The following is a 17,719-nucleotide window of genomic DNA, read 5'->3' as shown; positions in this document are numbered from 1 at the left end:
AGCCGCTCTGCCCTTGCCTTGCGCCCACTGAATTTTAATCAAACAGTTTGTATCAAATACGATGCTCCATGTATTCGCGTCGCTCTTAGTACTATACCTAAACTATACCTGATCTATGCCTAAACTAGGCTTAAACTATGCCTAACTTGCAGAAAGCTGGTGACTGCAGAAAAATGGTTAATTAAACGATTTCGTCCTAGCTGCTAACACGGCAAGTTTTTCCAAGCACGACATCCACGCGAAGTTGTGCTGATCGCACTCTTGCTTGTTTAAAAAGCCCTGTTGAATAAGAACTAGCCTTACGTTGTCTTCTTCGGTGTTTTCGAAGTGAATGTCCACCGATGTCATTACCGACTCTTCCATGTCATCTTCCCACGCCCAAGAGAACGATAACTGTTCGTTGGCTAAAATTTTCACGTATTCACCGGTCAATGACATTTCTATACCGCTGGGATCCATCATCTTGATGCGATAACGTCCGCCCTCTTTGAAGTCACTCATAATTTGTGTGACTGAACAATCGCCTGGTGCAAACCACTCTGAGAGATACTCAGGTTCGTGAAATGCTGTAAAAATAAAGGGCAATGATGCATCTAGCGTTACATCAATTTTAAACTCGTGCATAAAGCCGCCTTAGTTATTTTATGAAGGTAAGGGTTTTAGTGTCTTTTCACTTTATAGCAAAGAGAATCGCTCATCATCACTAATAAGCTTTGCCAAAAATAAAAAATCCCGAGCCCGCGTAAGGAAAGGCCCGGGAGAAGGAGAACATCCTCAATATGTTTTATCGACAGTTCAAGACAAATTCTTGAACTAAAAGTGCACCTAAGCCCCTTTCATCAGTGAATCCATACTGGCCTTGCTGCCAAAATGCTGTGAGCTTACTCTCTCACTTACTGATAAATACAAGTTATCAATGTCGGCGTTTGCCATAAACTTCTCACAAAAACCAGGCGCATGAGGTTCGATAAAATGCTTGGCGGCCAACATGAAATGAGCAATAAGCTGCTTAACATTGTCTGTACCCATTGCAATACGCATAGTCGTTAATTCTATTCCGGCTTTTTTCTGTTCGTCGCCACTGAGTTCTGAATGAGACGTCAGCGCAGGACACAAAATTATTGTATTGTTTTGACCTATGCTTACTTGGTGGCTAAAGGCCGGCTCTAGGGCATCGAAAAAGCGCACAAACACGTCGCGAGGTAAATTCGCGGGCGCCATGTCTACGGTGAATAAGGTGCAAGGCCAACCATGCGTATGCTGTTTCTCGCGCAACCCTGCATTGCTGTGTTCAGGCAACGCATGACAGTTGACGCGAATTTGCTCGTGGGCGTTAAGAAACGAGGTAAAGACTTGAGTATTGATAACCTTAGTCATCATGCGCTGTTCCAAGGTCTTCATACCGTTTAATACATCAAACGCCTTTTCAGAATCTAGGAATGCACCTTTGATGTAGTACACATCCCAGAACATGGTTTCGGACCAGTCTACCCCGTTTACTGAGCTGCCTTTTGGCTGGAACATGCGATGTCCCTCGCCTATTACAACGCCCGCTGTGGTTGCGCCACTACCACACAGATCTTTGGTGTAGCTGTGGATGACATAATCGGGACGTGAGGCTTTGTTTTTATGCTGTAGCGGTTGGTGCAACACAGGCGTAGCAAGCGTAGAGTCCAACATAACTAACGCATTTTGTGCGTGTGCTAACTCACATATTCCGGGTACGTCCAGTACGTAGCCATGTGGGTTGCATGGCGACTCTAGATACACATGCATTTTGGCGCCATTGTCTAAACGTGAGGCATGCTCGGCCTTTGTTTGCTGCATAAATGACGCAAAGCTTTGTGCGTCATAGCCATCAAACCATGCAATTTGAATATCCATACGGTTGCTGCGAGCGAAGTAATCATGAAGCAGCTGATACACCCCACCATATACGTTTCTAGAAACAATGAGCACATCGCCATGACTCAGCACGTTCGATAAACAGGCATCAATTGCCGCCATGCCCGAATTAAAATTCCACGCCAAGTATTCAGCGGCGTAAGGGCCCGCTTCCATATCTACAATTGCGTTGGCAAGGGAGATGTTGGTAGGGTTTAATAATCGCGAATAAATTTGATGGGTAAACTCTTTTCCTTGAAAAGCATCGTCTACCCATTCAGTACAGGCATACACATAGGTTGCTGTTCTTACCACCACGGGTGTAGCTGAAAAAAGTGCAGTGACATTGTCGAACAGCGGATAGTGCCCTTGTGAGCCGTTGCCGCTCGACAAGCTTTGGTATGTGGCTCGAAACGGGTTTTGCAGCGTATCTAATATCTTAGCAATTTGAAAAGACAAAAACTTTTTGGCATTGAAGTAGGCAAGTCTGTCTTCTTTATCAAGTTCTTGCAACGTGTTGCTAGTAATATCCCAAAGCTGCATAACGCTGGCCTGAGCACCGTACAAGTGATGAGCCGTATTGGCGAGTGCCTTGCCATAGTCGCTTTCGGCGCTTATGCCGAAATGTGAAAGTTGCTCTTCAACTAAAGCCTGCGATGTTGAGGCTTGGGTCGTGTTACGCTTAGGTGATAGCACTTTAGCGTGCATTACATCAACATCTATTGAATTTTGGAATTTGTTTTCTGACTGCATAGCGATTCCGTTGCAATTTAACTTCAGGTGTAAATACATAACACCGACAATGTTTACAAAAATGTAAAACTTAAATCACATTTTTAGAACAACCAGCTTGACGATAATGCATTCAGGCAGAGGAAAGAAAAGTTTACTTTAGGAGTGTTAGGCCAATGACAGCAAGGAGTTCGAAAGTGATTGAACTTACTATTTTAAGCAATGAAGCTAACGATATTGCAGATGCACTTCGAGAAAAAATAGCAGATAACGATAGCTTTATCGGGGCCGATGGCTGCCCACTTATAACGCTTAAACAAATAACTACGCGTTCAGAAGATGTAGATACCAAAGACGTCAGCGTGATGCTCGCAGACCCTGATCTCGCTTCTAATATCATCCACAGCTGTGCAGCGATTACTTGGTGTCAATCAACGTGGGCGGGCAATGCCCCGCTGCTGAATGCGAATAAATCAGACTACACACTTACCGGCTTAAAAGGAATTTTCGGTAAGTTAATGCGGGAATACGTTTTTGCCTATTTACTGGAGCATGCCAGAAATACAAAAGCGTTTGAACAAAATCAGCGAGCCGCCCGTCCAAAGTGGGAGGCATCAAAACGGGTACCGTTAAATGGCCAAACGCTGGGTATAGTCGGACTTGGCAGTATCGGGCAAGCACTTATGCCGGTTGCTCACGCCTTCGGTATGCAGGTTGTAGGCTTAACGAGAAGCGGGCAAAGGGTGGAAGGCGCTAATGCTGTTTACACTCCTGACGACATCGAAGGGTTTGCCAGTGCGTGTGACCACGTAGTAAATTTAATGCCAGATACTCCCACAACACAAAACTTGCTATCTCACGGCTTTTTTAATGCACTTAAACCTCATAGTGTCTTCATTAACGCGGGTAGAGGCAGTGCAGTTGACGACGATGCGCTTTTGCAAGCTTTAGACAAAGGCGCTTTGGCGCATGCAGTATTGGACGTATTTCGCAGCGAGCCCCTCGACCCCGTTCACCCGTTTTGGCAGCACCCTAATATTTCAGTGACTGCTCACACGGCCGCAGAATCTCAACCTAGCGATGTGGCAGATGTGTTTTTAGACAATGCGCTGCGCTATATTAAAGGCGAACCGCTCAAATACCAGTTTGATTTTAATAAGGGCTATTAATTGTTTAACAGCCCTTATTTTAGCAGCCTTTTCTATAGCAGCCCTCTCTGTAGCAAAGTCGGAAACTTGGTTGAGCGTAACTATAGAGTGGTGATTGTAAGTTAGGACAACCTTACCTATTTATACCTAATTTGCCTACATTTACCTGGCCATGATATCTGACTAAATCTAACTACGCGGGTCAGTTGCGGTTACTTCAATTCTGTCATGGTGCTTTTCGTGAAACGCTAACAATTGTGGGTAGTCTTTCATGCTGTGTAATTCGCGAAAGAGCACCCAGTCGATCATGCTATACAAACAGATTTCCGGGTAAGTCCACCCACTAAAGCCACCCGCATCGAGTTGTTCTGACAACGCATCCAATACTGCTTCAATCCGCTCATTTTGAAGTCGGTAATACATTTTATCTTCGCTGATATCAAAATCTGAACGCTTTAGAAGCATAAGCTGAACAAATGAATCGTTAGCGGCGTCAATTAACGTTAGCTGATTTTCTTCTTCCCAACTTAACCCATCATGATCAAGCTTATCGGCAAGATAACTATAGATAATGCGAGAATCGAAAATCATTTGCCCATCGTCTTCAAGGCAAGGTACTTTTAAGGTTGGGTTGCGCGAAGCAAGCAGTTCGCGGTCTTCACCTGAAAAGATTTGAAGATTTAAAAATTCGTGTTCTGTAGACGCTAATACAATGCGAATGCGGCGTACATAGGGAGAAGTAGTAGAGCCATATAATTTCATAAACGCTGTCCTAAACTATGGTCGCTTGTTGAAATCAGTGTAGCCAGAATTTGAAATTAAAAGGAAGTATTGTAAGCAGAACAACCGACAGGCATACAAAATGGTGCGATGTATGCCTATCGCTTTAACTGCAAATGGTTATAAATGCAGACTTTCGGGTTTAAAAAGCACAGCGTTTAGCTCGCTTTTAAGCGAATTTATTTAAACGCTAAAACTTGCACCACAGCCACAGGTAGTCGTGGCATTTGGGTTTTGAACTAAAAAGCGTGACCCTTCCAGACCATCCACGTAATCAACAATACCACCTACTAGATATTGTAGGCTCATTGGGTCGACAACCATAGTTACTGTGTCTTTCTCAATAGTCATATCGCCTTCGTTCACCTTCTCATCGAATGTGAAGCCATATTGAAAGCCCGAACAACCACCACCTGTTACGTATACACGTAATTTCAAATCAGGATTTTCTTCTTCTGAAACAAGGGCTTTCACTTTCGCTGCTGCAGCGTCTGAAAACTCAATTGGCAACGCCGTTTCTACAGACATACCCACCTCTACAATAATCTCGTGCTAACGCACTTTCTGCTTGCCCGCAATTATCTAATACTTGCGGATAGTTAGCAATTATTGGGGCAAAACTTAACGAATCAACCTCAGCCATGAGTTAACAATCAAACCATGAGATAACAAGCAAACCATGAGATAAAAATTAAGCCATGTAATAGCACTTGAACCAACTAGTAGCACCTGAATTAACTCTAGTAGCTCTCGAACTATCCAAACAACGACTGTGGCTAACCTGCATTAAAGCGTAAATTTACTGATAGTGTTATCCAACGCTTTCGCCTCATCATCTAGCTCATTTACCAAGCTATAGCTTCTTTCCATACTGCGAGATGTTTCCTCTGCCGTTTGCGAAATGACAGAAATATTTTCGCTGATCTCACCGGTAGCCGCAGATTGCTCCCGTGTTGCTGAAGCCACATGGGTATTGGCTTCGGTTAACTTGCTTACCTCAGCCGATATGTTTGAGAGAGCCTGCACACAGGTTGATAAGAACTCAGACGTGGCTTGTGTACTTTCGTTACCTCGCAGAATATCCGCTACTGTGTCCGACGTGCGCTTGTTTAATTCATCCATAAGCTGGCTAATTTCTGTCGTAGACTCGTTTGTTCTTTTCGCAAGGTTTCTAACCTCGTCTGCCACCACTGCGAAACCTCTGCCCTGTTCCCCAGCTCTAGCCGCTTCAATAGCTGCATTTAACGCAAGTAGATTAGTCTGCTCAGAAATGCCTCTAATCTCATCTAAAATAGAAGAAATAGAATTAATACTGCTAGAGAGCTCGTTAACTGAGTTGACCGACTTTGTCATGACACCGCTAAGCTCACTCATGTTTTGCATAGCTTTGTCTATTGTATTGGCACTAGCGCTGACGTTTTCTTCGGTAGTATTAGCGACTTCAGATGCGCCCTGGGCACTGTTTGATATTTCACGTACGGTCAAGTCCATTTCTTCAATTGCTGCAGCTACCGAGTTGGTGCTGTCGGTTTGTCTTGAAGAGTAGCTTTGGGAAAGCTCTATTTGTTCGTAAACTTGGGCAGCTATGCCCTTTACGTGCTGCGCGCTTTCTGAAACTTGGATGAACATGGCATGGAGCTTTTCCAAAAATAAATCTATTTGAGCAGATAAAGCGCCAACCTCGTTATCTTCACTGATATTCAAGCGAGCAGTAAGGTCGCCATCCCGTTCGTTTAACGAAGTAACAGCGGCGGTAATAGTATCAATAGGCGCAAAAATCTTGTTCGACAAGAATCTCATTCCCACCAAACCTAGCGCTATGATAACAAGCGCAATGAGTATGTTAGTTAAAACAGCCGTGTTAATGGCTCCGTAAAGCTCATCGGTTGGAACTTCTGTAACTAAATACCAATCCAAGGAATTCAGTTTTACTGCAAGACGTGTTACATCATTGCCAGACACTTCTAGTTTACTGGGATTGTTCACAAATGCACTTGCATTCAACTTTTCGCCACGCTTTGACATGTTTGGGTGCAAAGCAATACTACCGGCGTCGTCAACTAGATAAACAATGCCACTCTCAGCAACTTTATAAGAAGCTATCAGCTTAGACATGGCATCTAACGATAAACCCACTCCTGCCAGCGCTACGCGCTCACCTTCAATTTTTATCGCATAGTTAATAAACGCCGAAGCAACACCGTTCGATTTGTCGATATCAATAGCTATTTCAAAAGGCTGGCTACTATTAATAAAGGTTTGAAACCAAGCGTCGCCTTGAGGTGTGATCTGGCGATCTATACCATCATGGGTATAGTAATTATTAGAGTTTCCCGACACAACATAAGCACTAATGGCATTACTTTCTCGCTTTATTTCTGCAAGGTGGCTGGTGAGTACGTTAACGCCTTCTGAAGGCTCACCATTTTGCATCCAACGCTTTATGTACATATTATTAGCCAATGAACGGCTTGGGAGTATTGTACTCTGCAAATCTAGTTCAACAGCATTCTTGACCTCTTCAAGGGCAGTAGGTAGGTCTGATGTCTCTACCTTATTAGTAAGAAAAGTTAAAATAGACGTTGCAAATACGGCCGTGGTAATCACCACAGGTACAATAAGCGCGGAAATTAACGCAATGAAAAGCAAACGCTTTAATTGCATATTTATTTACTCCAAATAAAATTAAATAACTATCAACACTATGTGTGGCTTAAAAACGCCATACTGCCAGCGCTTGAACAACGCTGTCTTCTTCTTGCGTTCCTAGCTTATTGTTCCAATACTGATACTCTACCCCTAGAAACAACCTGTCCTTCACATTGAAGAAAGCCTGACCAGCGTCCCATCGCGCTTGGATTTGAGCCAATACCCACGACTCGACTACAGCGCCAGGTATTTCAGACGTTCTTTCATCGATGTACTCTGCATGTCCTTCAATATAAAATTGCTGTGAATAAAGACTTAGGGGGTATCGCCAAGCAATATCAACCATCCAGCTGTCGTCTTCTTTAGGTGCTCCACCAGCACTGAGTCCCTCGCTATCATCTAAATATGCGGTGACAAGCACATTCAAAAACTGGAAGCCTTCTACGTTGAGATGAAGTTGAATGCCTGGCAGATATTTTAAAACGTCTGACTCTGGCGCCATATTTACGCCCATGACAAAACTGATATCGCTAAGCACGCCACTGTAATTAGCATTAAATAGAGCTTTAGAGCTTAAAGTGGGGTACCACTCTGCGTATAGTTCATCACCGGCGGACGTGCTTGAATAGTCAGCAAAAAAGAAGTTTCCGCCATACTCCCACCCGCTGGCATGCTGGAACGTAAAAATTGTTGTAGTAAGTTCGGTACCCGAGGCCTCGGCAAAAGGCTGATTGAGCTTCCCGTGCTGGATATGAAGCTCGTTTTCACTCCATGTTGCACTATGGGTATTAAGAGAAAAAAGAAAAATTGCCGTCAAAAGAACCAACGAATAAACGTTGAACTGCATACTTAAATCCTGTTAGCGTAATTTGACAGGTAAGTGTAGACGCTCTTTTTAATTCTGCATGAGATTTCTTAAAAATTAATAATTCGTGGTAAAAAAATCTGATATCTATCTGAAATATAGGTTATTTATATGAGCTCTTCTCATTCAAAAACTTCCGTTACCTTGTTTGACGATTTCGGTCGTTCTCGATTTAGTGAGAAAGAAGAATACAAAAATCAGTTAAGTGCATGCCAAGAATCTCTTTTTCATGTTCAGCAGTCCTACTATCACCAAAAAAGACGCGCGCTTATCGTTTTTGAAGGTTGGGATGCGTCAGGCAAAGGTGGAGTTATACGACGTATCACAGAAAAGTTAGATCCTCGCTCCGTGAACGTGTGTCCAGTAGCTGCACCAACCAAGGAAGAGCGTGAAAAACACTTTCTTTATCGTTTTTGGAAACAGATCCCTTCACCTGGAAAGCTCACAATTTTTGACCGCTCCCACTATGGACGAGTGCTGGTAGAGCGTGTTGACGGGCTAACCCCGGCCACAGACTGGCAGCGTAGTTATAAAGAGATAAACGAATTTGAAAAAACGCTTAGCGATAATGGCGTTCGCATCATAAAGTTGTTTATGCATATCTCTGCCGACGAGCAGCGCGAAAGGTTTGAAGAGCGCTTACACAACCCTTTTAAGCGTTGGAAGCTCACTGAAGAGGATTTACATAATCGTCGCATGCGCGAACATTACGTTGAAGCTATCAACGATATGTTCGAGAAGACTCATACCGATTACGCCCCATGGCATATTATAAATGGAGAGTACAAGTGGCAGGCGAGAGTTGACGTACTTGAGACCCTCGTTCAAGCATTAAGTGAAGGGGTAGATATTACCCCTCCCCCTTTAGATGAGAAGCTCATTGCTATGGCTTCAAAACAACTAGACGTTAATGAGGAAAAGCTAAGAAGCACCGATAAAGAATAATCTATTACTATTTTCTATCGGTTATTACCAACTAGTTTTCCGGAAGCGTTACGTTTAGCTCTAGTACGCTGCATTCGTCATTATTATCAAGCTGAACTGATACCTGATCATCCGCGATAGAAACGTATTTTCTAATCACTTGGATAATTTCTTGCTGCATCATGGGCAAGTAATCAGGTTCGGTACGCTTTTTACGTTCATGTGCAACGATAATTTGTAACCGCTCTTTAGCTACAGCGGCAGTGCTCGGCTTTTGCTTCTTTTTGAGCAGGTCGAAAATTCCCATTACTTCCCTCCTAGAAGACGCTTAAAGAACCCTTTCTTTTCTGCTTCAAGGAAACGATGTGGAACAGTTTCGCCTAGCAGACGTTTAACGGCGTCAGCATAAGCTTGTCCTGCATTAGCCTCTTCGTCAAGAATAACCGGCTGCCCTTGGTTTGACGCTTTAAGCACTGACTCTGATTCTGGAATGACACCTAAAAGTGGAATAGCCAAAATTTCTTCCACATCGGCAACACTCAACATTTCCGCACTTTCTACACGCATTGGGTTGTAGCGAGTAAGAAGCAGGTGCTCTTTAACTGGTTCGCCTTTTTCTGCGCGCATCGATTTGCTTTGTAAAATACCTAAAATACGATCTGAGTCACGTACCGACGATACTTCCGGATTGGTTACTACAATGGCTTCATCAGCAAAATAAAGCGCCATTTGAGCACCTTGTTCGATACCTGCTGGCGAATCACAAATGATGTACTCGAAGTCTTTCTTAAGCTCATCTAATACTGCTTGTACACCCTCTACAGTGAGTGCATCTTTATCGCGAGTTTGAGAAGCGGGAAGGATGAAAAGGTTTTCTGTTCTTTTATCTTTAATTAGCGCTTGTTTTAGTGACGCTTCTTTGTTGATAACGTTAACAAAATCGTAAACAACGCGGCGCTCACAACCCATGATAAGGTCAAGGTTTCGCAAGCCAACATCGAAATCTATCACTACCGTTTTATGGCCTGCTAACGCAAGCCCCGTACTTATTGCTGCACTCGATGTAGTTTTACCTACACCACCTTTTCCTGAGGTTACTACGATAATCTTTGCCATCTGTTCTTTCCTATTAGTGCGTACAAAGCATTAAGCTAACGGCTCTATACGTAATGTTTCTTCTTCTAAATACACTTGTGCAGGCTTCTTCCAGCACTCTCCCTTTACGGTGTCGTGCATAATGAATTGCCCAGCAATTGAAATGAGTTCTGCGTCTAATGACTGACAAAAAACACGAGCCCCCGTGTTGCCTTTTACGCCAGCTAACGCGCGTCCGCGCAACGTACCGTAAACATGAATGTTGCCATCAGCCAAAAGCTCAGCACCTTCGCTCACTGACGCAGTTACTACTAAGTCACTGCCTTCAGCATAAACTTGCTGACCAGAACGTACAGGACGATTGACAACTTTAGCAGGCTTAAGTGCGGGAGCTGCTGTAGGCGCAGGCTCGCTTTTGGATGGCTCTGCAGCCGCTTGCTGTTGAGTCTGAGGCGCGTGCTCGTTGCTATGGGCTTTGTCGCTGCCGCTTTCAGTGCCGTTATTAGCGTTCTCTTTTTGTGAACGAAGCGCGCTATCTGTAAATTTACTTTGGCTTACATCAGCTAATCCCAAATCATTAATGGTCGGTTTCAGCTCTGCCACTTCACCTTTCACCGCCATAGGCTGTAATTGCAAACGACGGCAAAGGGCCACGAGCAGTTCAAACTCGGTAGCAGACAAAGGCTTTATCAAATGCAAAATCAATGAGGAACGGGTAAAGAACTGCGGTGCGCTCTCAACTTTCTTAGATAACTGAGCTTCGAAGTTATCTGGCTCAAAATCTATTACTTCTAACACAATACTGGTGAGCGTAGTGCCCTTCATGCGAAAGCAAGTTTCTGTCATTTTTTCATCCCGAAAAGGCGTTACTTTTTTCCTAGCAATTGGCCATCAAAATAAGTAAAACCTATTAGCGCTAATGTCTGTCGCTGTCTTACGCAGCTATACAAATAATTTATAACATCACTGTACCAAAATTCCTGATTACATACAGCAACTGTATACCGGTTAAAACAGGTTTTACCCAAGCTTTTAGCTAGGAACGTGCCAACCATCGAATAGTTTTTAGGCTAGCAGGCGCTCTGCGATTTTTTTACCCAACCCCCTTTGAGCCAAACCACAAAAAAAGTGCGATGGTTAGTCGCACTTTTTTCAGTCCACATCGGTCTATAGCACTTGGTTTAGACCTTGTTTAGGTCCTATTTCAGCTAAGTGAGATTTCTAGGGTCTAGTAAGGTTTCTAGCTCGTCTCTAGAGATGTCCGTCATTGCTTCAGCCACATCGATAACAGGCTTATTCTCTTTGTAAGCTGCTTTGGCAATTTCCGCGGCTTTAGCATAGCCAATGACAGGGTTAAGCGCGGTAACTAGGACAGGATTTCTATAAAGAGGCGCTTCAATGTTATCTTGATTCACTGTGAATCCTTCTATTGCTTGTTCGCCGATAAGCGTTGCACTGTTGGTCATTAGCGACAAGCTTGATAGTAGATTACTGGCAATCATAGGCAGCATGACATTGAGCTCAAAGTTTCCAGACTGCCCGCCTACAGTAATTGCCGCGTCGTTACCTATTACCTGTGCTGAAGCCATTGCCACCGCTTCAGGAATAACTGGGTTAACCTTGCCTGGCATAATCGATGATCCAGGCTGTAACGCAGGCAATGCTATTTCACCCAAACCTGCTAGCGGACCGGAATTCATCCAACGCAGGTCGTTAGCAATCTTCATAAGTGTTACAGCCAGGCTTTTCGTGGCACCTGAAAGCGTTACTGCGGTGTCTTGAGAACCAATAAGCGCAAAGAAATTATCTGCTGGTTTAAACGCGATATCGGTCAGCTCTCCTAGGGTGTCTGAAAATGTTGTTGCGAAGTCAGCATGAGCGTTTACACCCGTCCCCACCGCAGTGCCTCCCTGAGCAAGGGTTTGGATAGCAGGTTGCACAGCGCGAAGATTTTTTAACTGCTGCTTAAGTTGAGATGCCCATGCTAGTAGGCTTTGATCCATCCTTACTGGCATCGCATCCATTAAGTGAGTGCGCCCCGTTTTACAATATTGCGCGACAGACTTTGCTTTCGTTTCAATAATGCTAACCAAACCTTCCACAGCAGGCACTAGCTCATTTGACAAGGCATTAGCTGCGCTTACGTGAATGGTTGTTGGTATTACATCATTTGAACTTTGCCCATAATTTACATGATCGTTCGGGTGAACCTCTTCACTTGAATAGCGAGATGCCAACCGCGCTACTACCTCGTTGGCATTCATGTTTGTGCTGGTGCCGGACCCCGTCTGAAAGACATCTACCGGAAAGTGCTGCATAACATCTTCTAGGGCTAACAGTTCATCACAGGCTTTAACTATCGCCAAACCGCGGTCGCTATCTAGTGCTTTGAGCTTCATATTTGCTTGTGCTGCGGCTTTTTTCACAGTGAGCAACGCGCGTATAAAAGCTTCAGGCATTCGCTGTCCACTGACCGGAAAGTTTTGAATAGCACGTTGAGTTTGTGCGCCGTATAGCGCATTTTCAGGCACCTGTAACTCACCCATACTGTCCCGTTCTGTGCGTGTTGCTGTCATAATTCGTATCCTTGTGTTGATGTAACTTAATTTTCGGTGTGCTTATCACACTGTCATCAAAGGTCTACTCGGGCTACCAAGTGCAAACTAAGAGTACTCAGTAGGTATCTCCCTCGTTAGCCGCTCATAAAAAATGTGGGACTAGCACATGCATATCTATTTTTAATCTTGCAAGCGTAATTCGATCACTCTCGGTACAGGCGTAGCGCTCAGCGTTAAGTAAAGGCCTGTATAAGTTGTCTAAACAGGCATAACGCCATTGTTTACAAACTAGCGGGTCACAAATGACTTCATACAGCAATTCGACTGCATTTTTATAAATCGTAAATTTGTCGCTTTTCTGTGGTAATAAATTTGCGATGCAGGCCACACTTTCTAGATAGTTAACCAATACATTCAGTTCACCACCGTTGTGTCCAAAACGAATTTGTTTACGTGCATTTCGTATCGATGACATTAGCTTTATCGTTTATCAAGAGTGCATCAAAAAATAACGCGATGAATAGGCAAGAACTATTGATAGCAAACCCACCACAAAAACTCAAATGATAATTATTAGCATTTAACATGATCCAGTGCTATGCTTCTTCGTATTGAAGATGGAATCTTCTAATTCCACCGAAAGGTGCGGTTAATCTATATTCAAAGGATATTATTCATGATTAAGAAACTACTTGGCGGCACAGCCCTTTTCCTTTTAGCTTCCAGTGCATTTGCTAACGAATGTGAGACTACTGTGGAATCAAATGACGCGATGCAGTTCAATACAAAAAACGTAACGATTCCTGCAAGCTGCAGCGAATTTACCGTAACGCTTAAGCATACTGGTCAACTCCCGAAGCAATCTATGGGTCATAATTGGGTAATGACCACCAAGGCCAATGGGCAAGCGGTAGCAACAGATGGCATGAGTGCTGGACTCGATAATGACTACATTAAGCCTGGTGACGAACGTGTAATTGGCGCTACAGAGATTATTGGTGGTGGTGAACAAACTTCTACTACGTTTTCTGTTGAAGGTCTAAGTAAAGATGAAGAATACATGTTCTTCTGCTCCTTCCCCGGTCATATCGGAATTATGCAAGGCACGGTTACCCTTTCTAGCTAAGCGTATGCAATTTGCCGATAGGCAAACGGAAGGCGCACTTTCAATTGTGCGCCTTCAAAACAGTGTTCAGTAATTTAAGAGTGAAGTTGTAATGAATACAGCGTCCCACACATCGAAAAATGCAAAAGCGTTGGAGCGCGATAATTATCGGCCACGTTTTCTTGGTGGCTTTACTCAAGGTTTTATGCAAAGCACTCTTTACCCGCTGTTAGCTAACAAGCGTCTGCTTATGCCGCTATTAGTTATCGCCCTACTCACATACAGCAGTACCCGCTCTGTGACGCTTTCAGTTTTATCAGACGCATACTTCCAAGTAGCAGCATTTGTTTATGCATCGCTTGCACTTTATTACGTGGCCACATTGCGGGTCTCAGCCGATGCTATTGGCAACTACATGAAAACCCACCCCGTCCACGAGGTAGGCCTTTCGGCACTGCTTGGTGCTTTACCCGGCTGTGGTGGTGCAATTATTGTGGTAACGCAGTACACACGAGGTGTTACCAGTTTTGGAGCCGTGGTAGCGGTATTAACCAGCACCATGGGAGATGCGGCGTTTCTATTACTAGCCCAAGCACCATTAGATGCGTTAACGGTAATGGCAGTAAGTGTCACTGTAGGCGCTGCAACGGGATTAGTGGTTAATAAATTCCATAATTATCGAGCACCTGAAACTGTTGATTCTAACCAAGAGCCCCTGAACACAGATAAACCGAAAGCACTAAGCCATAAAGCCGCTTCACTATCTACAGCATTCTGGATGATTGTGAGCTTACCGTCGCTAGCAATTGCCTTAGCGATGGCGTTTCAACTCCCCGTTCACAGTTACTTGGCTATCAGTGAGAATACACTAACACTAATTGGCGCCTGTTTGTGTATAGCAAGTTTGGTGCTTTGGTCACTATGTGGTTCTGGAAGCGGATACGCCTCTATTGCCAAAGAAGACGTCATTCCGCCCCCGCCTAAGTGGCAGGAAAAAGCCGCATTAGATACGCAATTTGTATTGGCATGGGTGATACTCGCATTTTTGATTTTCGAGCTTTCTGTTGTCTGGTTTGGACTAGACATAGCGGGAATGCTTAAAGCTATGGGACTTGGCTTGGTCGGCTTGGCTATTGTTATAGGTTTTCTACCCGGCTGCGGCCCTCAAATATTGGTCACCAGTTTGTATTTAAATGGCGCAGTCCCTTTTTCAGCTCAATTAGGCAACGCGATTAGTAACGATGGCGATGCCTTGTTTCCCGCTATCGCGCTTTCACCAAAGGCAGCCCTTATCGCTACTGTCTACTCTGCCATTCCAGCTTTTCTTGTAGGCTATGGCTACTGGTACCTGTTTGAATATTAACAAGATCATGCCCTAGAAATTATTAAGCTTTTACTTACCAAAACCATGGGCGTGAATAAATCATATGTGTGGAAAACCTAAGTATACCTAGCTATGTGCTTAGCTAAACTATGGTTGTTAGAGACTTACTCTAGGTCAACTGAAAGCGCTTCGCTCCATGGGACGCTAACTTCATAGTTGCCCTTGCGGGTTTTATATTGATAAACCCGTGTAGTAAAATCAATAGACTCTACATCTATATCCTCTTCGATATTAAGCGTTACGTTAACCGCTTGGAAAAAACGAAAACGATACTTAACGTCTTCAGCAAGTAGGCTTGAACTGCCAGATTCTAGCCTAACAGGCTTTCCATCTCTTTTGCCTACAATAGCAATATCTAAGTTGCCATTTATCACTGCTTTTCTCTGTTTAGATTGCAGTAAGACTAACCTGAGCTGATATGATGTATCGCTTAATTTAAAGATCTCTACCCCTTCAATAGCAAAACCTTCATCGGTTTTCTCGGGCGCCATAACACGCTCATAGAAGCTTAACAGCTCTTGTTGTGCTTCTAGCTCTTTCTTCTGTTCACTTAACGTTTTTGCGATATTTTCTGACTCGAGTGAGGCAAGTTCCACGGCTACTTCAAGCTGGTTTACTTTCGTCGTTAGCGCATTATTCTCTTCAGATAAAATAGCAATAGTTTCCTTTTGAGCCTGCACTTTCTTGCTGTCGCCTTCGTCAATAATTCGCGCCAGCTTGTAACCGAACCCAATCATGACGAACATGATGAGCGCTACCATCAAGGTCCATTTATAGTTGCCTAATAATTCTTTTAATTGGTCTGTCGTCATAATTTCTTCAATAAAAAACTACAAAAACGCTAACGCGTTCTAAATATTATGAATTTTAAGTGTTTATGGTAAGCTGCTAGCTACGTTAATCTACTGTACCACAACATGCGCTTGCAGGCTTTAAGAGAGGAGTTAGCTCATCCACGCACTACTATTCAGTTGTGCATGCTGGGCATTGTAGGGGGAACCTGCGCGGCGCTTATTATCATACTGTTTCGACTATGCGTTGAATGGCTTCAAGAAACAGGGGGATCGTCGCTTAAGTCAGTTCTTGCTTACGACTGGTTAGTGTGGCTTATCATGCCGCTTATTAGTGTTGGCTTAATACTATTCATTGCTTTTCTCACTGGCTTCAAACACTACCGCTTGGGTATTCCTTTCGTTATTCACCGGGTAAAATACTATTACGGTCATATTCCGTTTCGAACGACCATCAATCAGTTCTTTGGCGGTATGCTAGCGCTTGCTGGAGGCTTCGTCGTAGGAAGAGAAGGTCCTTCTGTTCATATGGGAGCATCGGGCAGTAGTTTTCTTGGGCAATGGCTTCGTCTGCCCTATAACAGTATTAGAATTCTTGCAGGCTGTGGCATTGCTGCGGGCATTTCTGCATCGTTTAATACCCCTTTCGCTGCCGTTATCTTTGTAATGGAAGTCGTGCTTCGAGAATACAAAATCCACATATTTGTACCTATCATGCTGGCCGCAGCCTGTGGCTCTGTGCTTACCCGTATTGTATTTGGAGAGGTCAACGAACTTTCGTTCTTATCTTTCAATGCCTTTAGCCAGTGGATGTATTTCTATTTAGTACTGTTAGGCATTTTACTGGGTATGTTGGCTGTGCTTTTTAATAGCCAACTTATGCGTGTTATGACCTGGTTCCGACCGGTTTCTATGGTGTGGCGTTTAATACTTGCAGCGCTAATTACCGGTACTATAGGTATGTTTATACCTGAGGCACTTGGGGCGAACTTTATCGATGTAGAGCACTTATTCGATAGTTCACCTGGCGCGCTATTGTTGGTATCTACCCTTGTGTTTAAGGTTATCTTAGCGGTATTTGCTATCGGCCTTGGTATTCCTGGTGGGATCATAGGCCCGGTGATGGTTATCGGTATGCTCGCTGGTGCCGTGCTTTTATTGCCGCTATCCTACTTTATCAACGTGCCTGAGTTCACTAACAGCTTCGCATTGCTAGGTATTGCGGGTATGTTGACGGCGGTATTACACGCGCCTCTCGCTGCACTATCTGCGGTTATGGAGCTTTCCTATAGCCCTCAAATCATTCTGCCAGCCATGCTGGTGATAGTACCTGCTTACGTAACTTCAACGCAGTTTTTCGGCAACCGCTCTATTTTTATACGTCAGCTTGACTATCAGAATCTACCATACGCCATTTCATCTATCCGAGAGGCTCTTGAAAAGACCGGTGTACTGGCAGCAATGAATAGAGATTATAAGCTTTTTCACGATGCCCCAGAACAAGCGCTAATTAACTATTTAGAAGGCGATCCGACAAAAATTGTCATTCAGAAGTCAAAATTTGAAATAGATGTGCAGTATAAACTGGTCCAATACAATGTAAGTTTGGAACACGATGCCTCCGCGTTAAACTATTATGAAATGGAAGGCATCAGCGCGCAGTCTACGCTGCACGAAGTATACGAACATCTTAAAAATTCGCGCTCTGGCGCAGTTTATATTTACGATCAGGAGCTTAACGATATCATTGGCGTAGTAACCTGGAATATTTTGCAAAGCTTCTTACAAAAGGCACACTACTAAT

17 protein-coding genes are annotated in these 17,719 nt (G+C 43.9%); 5 read left to right on the top strand and 12 right to left on the bottom strand.

The genetic code is table 11. The features are described 5' to 3' along the window. Nucleotides 1-177: 177 nt before the first annotated feature. Together ACXACS_RS06300 and ACXACS_RS06295 are read right to left on the bottom strand one after the other, a co-directional pair. Nucleotides 178-624 (bottom strand): SRPBCC family protein, encoded by a 447-nt coding sequence (locus ACXACS_RS06300; RefSeq protein WP_474805225.1) that lies wholly within the window; start codon nt 622-624, stop codon nt 178-180. A 201-nt stretch (nt 625-825) separates the two neighbouring features. Further along, nucleotides 826-2,637 carry a trans-sulfuration enzyme family protein gene (locus ACXACS_RS06295; protein WP_474805223.1) on the bottom strand — a complete coding sequence of 604 codons (1,812 nt, stop codon included), beginning with the start codon at nt 2,635-2,637 and terminating at the stop codon, nt 826-828. Between the two features lie 155 nt (nt 2,638-2,792). Here ACXACS_RS06295 and ACXACS_RS06290 point away from each other — a divergent pair, with 155 nt between their 5' ends. After that, nucleotides 2,793-3,785 (top strand): D-2-hydroxyacid dehydrogenase, encoded by a 993-nt coding sequence (locus ACXACS_RS06290; protein ID WP_474805221.1) that lies wholly within the window; start codon nt 2,793-2,795, stop codon nt 3,783-3,785. Nucleotides 3,786-3,953: 168 nt separating this feature from the next. On the opposite strand, the gene ACXACS_RS06285 is transcribed toward ACXACS_RS06290, so the two are convergent. The 4 genes from ACXACS_RS06285 to ACXACS_RS06270 form a co-directional block, all read right to left on the bottom strand. Then, nucleotides 3,954-4,526 (bottom strand): glutathione S-transferase family protein, encoded by a 573-nt coding sequence (locus tag ACXACS_RS06285; RefSeq protein WP_474805219.1) that lies wholly within the window; start codon nt 4,524-4,526, stop codon nt 3,954-3,956. Between the two features lie 201 nt (nt 4,527-4,727). After that, entirely contained in the window at nt 4,728-5,072 is a 345-nt protein-coding gene (erpA, locus tag ACXACS_RS06280) for an iron-sulfur cluster insertion protein ErpA (protein WP_025256292.1), read from the bottom strand. A 258-nt stretch (nt 5,073-5,330) separates the two neighbouring features. Next, the gene (locus tag ACXACS_RS06275; protein ID WP_474805216.1) at nt 5,331-7,208 is read right to left on the bottom strand and encodes a methyl-accepting chemotaxis protein; all 1,878 of its coding nucleotides are present in this window, start codon (nt 7,206-7,208) and stop codon (nt 5,331-5,333) included. 49 nt (nt 7,209-7,257) lie between these two features. Next, nucleotides 7,258-8,040, bottom strand: coding sequence for a hypothetical protein (locus tag ACXACS_RS06270; RefSeq protein WP_474805214.1), 783 nt, complete (start codon nt 8,038-8,040; stop codon nt 7,258-7,260). Between the two features lie 129 nt (nt 8,041-8,169). Here ACXACS_RS06270 and ACXACS_RS06265 point away from each other — a divergent pair, with 129 nt between their 5' ends. Next, on the top strand, nt 8,170-9,003 hold the full coding sequence (locus tag ACXACS_RS06265; RefSeq protein WP_474805212.1) for a polyphosphate kinase 2 family protein: 834 nt from the start codon (nt 8,170-8,172) through the stop codon (nt 9,001-9,003). A gap of 31 nt (nt 9,004-9,034) precedes the next feature. Here the strand turns inward: ACXACS_RS06265 and minE are convergent, their stop codons facing one another. From minE to ACXACS_RS06240, 5 genes are all read right to left on the bottom strand, one after another. Beyond that, nucleotides 9,035-9,289, bottom strand: coding sequence for a cell division topological specificity factor MinE (gene minE / locus ACXACS_RS06260; RefSeq protein ID WP_118492536.1), 255 nt, complete (start codon nt 9,287-9,289; stop codon nt 9,035-9,037). Beyond that, nucleotides 9,289-10,098: a septum site-determining protein MinD gene (minD, locus tag ACXACS_RS06255; RefSeq protein ID WP_269916709.1), complete on the bottom strand. Its 810-nt coding sequence runs from the start codon at nt 10,096-10,098 to the stop codon at nt 9,289-9,291. The genes minE and minD overlap by 1 nt, the downstream gene beginning before the upstream one ends. A gap of 30 nt (nt 10,099-10,128) precedes the next feature. Beyond that, nucleotides 10,129-10,923, bottom strand: a complete 795-nt coding sequence (minC, locus tag ACXACS_RS06250; protein WP_474805210.1) for a septum site-determining protein MinC — start codon at nt 10,921-10,923, stop codon at nt 10,129-10,131. A 362-nt stretch (nt 10,924-11,285) separates the two neighbouring features. Next, nucleotides 11,286-12,653, bottom strand: a complete 1,368-nt coding sequence (locus ACXACS_RS06245) for a class II fumarate hydratase (protein ID WP_474805208.1) — start codon at nt 12,651-12,653, stop codon at nt 11,286-11,288. Nucleotides 12,654-12,777: 124 nt separating this feature from the next. Next, on the bottom strand, nt 12,778-13,110 hold the full coding sequence (locus ACXACS_RS06240) for a hypothetical protein (RefSeq protein ID WP_474805206.1): 333 nt from the start codon (nt 13,108-13,110) through the stop codon (nt 12,778-12,780). A 201-nt stretch (nt 13,111-13,311) separates the two neighbouring features. Between ACXACS_RS06240 and azu the strand changes: the two genes are divergently transcribed. After that, entirely contained in the window at nt 13,312-13,761 is a 450-nt protein-coding gene (gene azu, locus ACXACS_RS06235) for an azurin (RefSeq protein ID WP_474805204.1), read from the top strand. A gap of 91 nt (nt 13,762-13,852) precedes the next feature. Continuing rightward, nucleotides 13,853-15,103, top strand: a complete 1,251-nt coding sequence (locus tag ACXACS_RS06230; protein ID WP_474805202.1) for a putative manganese transporter — start codon at nt 13,853-13,855, stop codon at nt 15,101-15,103. A gap of 125 nt (nt 15,104-15,228) precedes the next feature. Here ACXACS_RS06230 and ACXACS_RS06225 read toward each other — a convergent pair whose 3' ends face one another. After that, a complete protein-coding gene (locus ACXACS_RS06225; RefSeq protein ID WP_474805200.1) occupies nt 15,229-15,936 on the bottom strand; it encodes a DUF6776 family protein in 708 nt (235 codons plus the stop codon). A 105-nt stretch (nt 15,937-16,041) separates the two neighbouring features. Between ACXACS_RS06225 and ACXACS_RS06220 the strand changes: the two genes are divergently transcribed. Next, on the top strand, nt 16,042-17,718 hold the full coding sequence (locus tag ACXACS_RS06220) for a chloride channel protein (RefSeq protein ID WP_474805198.1): 1,677 nt from the start codon (nt 16,042-16,044) through the stop codon (nt 17,716-17,718). Nucleotide 17,719: the final 1 nt, after the last annotated feature.

It is taken from the genome of Alteromonas sp. AWM4_230, assembly GCF_056158305.1.
The sequence above is the reverse complement of the archived record's forward strand: the minus strand, read 5'-3'. Positions and strand labels throughout refer to the sequence as shown.